We start from the raw sequence: 2200 nt of genomic DNA, 5'->3' as shown, positions 1-2200 counted from the left end.
CCGCCGAGCTGCGTGACTACTGCGCCCGGCTGCTGCCGCCCGCCGCCGTACCGGCCCGGATGCACACCATGCCCGCGCTGCCGATCACCATCAACGGCAAGATCGACACCGAGCGGCTGGCCGCGCTCGACCTGGCCGGACCGGCCCCCGTGCCGTCCGGCGAGCCGCCCGCCACCGACACCGAACGCCTCGTCGCGCAGGCGTGGGCGGCGCTGCTGGACGTGCCCGCGGTCGGCCGCGACGACGACTTCTTCCACCAGGGCGGGCACTCCATCACCGCGATGCGGCTGGTCGCCGACCTGCGCGAGCGGCTGGGCCGCGACCTCGCCATCGAGGACGTGCTGGTCGGGCGGACGCCACGCGGCATCGCCGCCCGCGCCGACGCAGCCGCCGGAACCGGCCCGGCCCCGGTCGTCCGGGGACGGCCACCGGCGCTGTCCCCGGCGCAGCAGCGGCTGTGGTTCCTCGACCGCTACTTCCCGGCCGCCGCGTCGGCGTACAACGTCGCGTTCGCCGAACGGATCACCGGCCCGCTCGACGTGGCGGCGCTCGCCACGGCGCTCACCGCCGTCGCGGACCGGCAGCAGATCCTGCGCTGGCGCATCCCGGAGCGCGCCGGCGTGCCGTACGCGGTCGCCGACCCGTCCACACCGGTGCCGCTGCCGGTACGCGACCTCGCCCCGGGCACCGATCTCGCCGGCCACCTCGCGGCGAGCGCCGCCACACCGTTCGCGCTGGGCACCGACACGCTGTGGCGGGCCGAGCTGATCCGCACCGGCGACGGCGAGCACGTGCTGGCCGTCTACGCCCACCACGCCGTGTTCGACGGCTGGTCGCAGTCGCTGTTCTACGCCGACCTGGCCGCCGCGTACCGGGCCGCGCTCGGGGACGGGCCGCCGCTGCCGCCGCTGCCCGCCACGTACGGCGACTACGTGGCCTGGCGCGCCGACCGTGCCCGGCGTCGCGCCGCCGCCGACCTCGACTGGTGGCTGGACCACCTGACCGGGGCGCCGGTCGTGCTGCGGCTCCCCGGTGGACGGGACCGGCCGGCCGAACAGACGTACACCAGCGCGACGGTGCGTACCCGGCTGGACCGCCCCCGGCGGCCGCCGTGCTCGCCGCGTTCGCGCTGGTGCTGGCCCGGCGTACCGGCCTGCCCGACCTGGTGGTCGGCACACCCACCGTGGACCGGCGGGCCGCCGACTTCGAGCCGATGGTCGGCTTCTTCATCGAGATCGCACCGCTGCGGCTGCGCCGGACGCCCGGGGCCGGCTTCGCCGCGCACGTCCGCGCCGCCTGGGAGGAACTGCTCGCCGCGCTCGCCCACCCGGAGGCGCCTGTCGAACGCATCGTCGGCGGCCTCGGGCTGGGCGGCCTGCTCGACCGCAGCCCGCTGGTGCAGGTGCTGTTCAACATGTACACGTTCGACGAGCCCCGGCTGGACCTGGCCGGACTGTCCGCCGAGCCGGTGCCGGTGCCCGCGCCCGGCTCACCGTTCGACCTGACGCTCTACGGCATCACCCGGGACGGGCGGCTGCGCGTGGAGATCGTCTTCAACCCGGACGTCTACGGCGAGGCCCTGATCAGCGACGTGCTCGCCGACGTCGAGCGGTTGCTGCGGGCCGGCGTCGCCGACCCGGAGCGGCCGGTGGCCGAGCTGCCCGCCTGGACCGCCGTCCCGGCCGGAACGGCCGACGACGTGCCCCGGGCCGCCCGGGTGAACCGGGCCGGAGGCCGCGCCGGGGTGCCCGCCGCCCGCCCGGCCACCGCCACCGAGCGGCGGATCGCCTCGGTCTGGTGCGACGTGCTCGGCGTACCGGAGGTGGCCGCGACGGACAGCTTCTTCGACGTCGGCGGCGGCTCGCTCGCGGTCGCGGTCGTGCAACGGCAGCTCAACCGGCTGCTCGGCACAAACCTGCGGGTCGTGGACCTGTTCCACCACCCGACCGTCCGCGCGCTCGCCGCGCACCTGGACAGCCTCGGTGCGCCCTCGTCCGGCGAGGACGCCGAGGACGAGGCGGTGGAACGCGCGGCGCGCCGGGGCGCGCTACGCCGCCAGCGGGTCCAGCGCCGCCCGGTGGTGGAGGAGGAGCCGCGGTGACGTACCTGGTCCCCCTCGGCGACACCGGCTGGTCGGTGTGGCGGGACGTGCTGCTGCGCAGCGCCGGGTTCCCCGCCGACGGACTGGACCGGTTCGCCG

At 76.8% G+C, this 2200-nt stretch carries 1 protein-coding gene and 1 pseudogene; both read left to right on the top strand.

Annotated elements, in window-relative coordinates; all coding sequences use genetic code 11:
* Positions 1–59: 59 nt before the first annotated feature.
* Positions 60–1034, top strand: a pseudogene (locus tag KBX39_RS33930) (condensation domain-containing protein); the annotation flags it as partial.
* Entirely contained in the window at positions 986–2101 is a 1116-nt protein-coding gene (locus KBX39_RS33925) for a condensation domain-containing protein (RefSeq protein ID WP_312247510.1), read from the top strand. The pseudogene KBX39_RS33930 and the gene KBX39_RS33925, both read left to right, overlap by 49 nt.
* Positions 2102–2200 lie beyond the last annotated feature (99 nt).

This window comes from Micromonospora sp. D75 (assembly GCF_018070405.1).
Classification (GTDB): domain Bacteria; phylum Actinomycetota; class Actinomycetes; order Mycobacteriales; family Micromonosporaceae; genus Micromonospora; species Micromonospora chalcea.
Note: the sequence above shows the minus strand (reverse complement) of the source record. Positions and strands in the feature narration are given on the sequence as shown.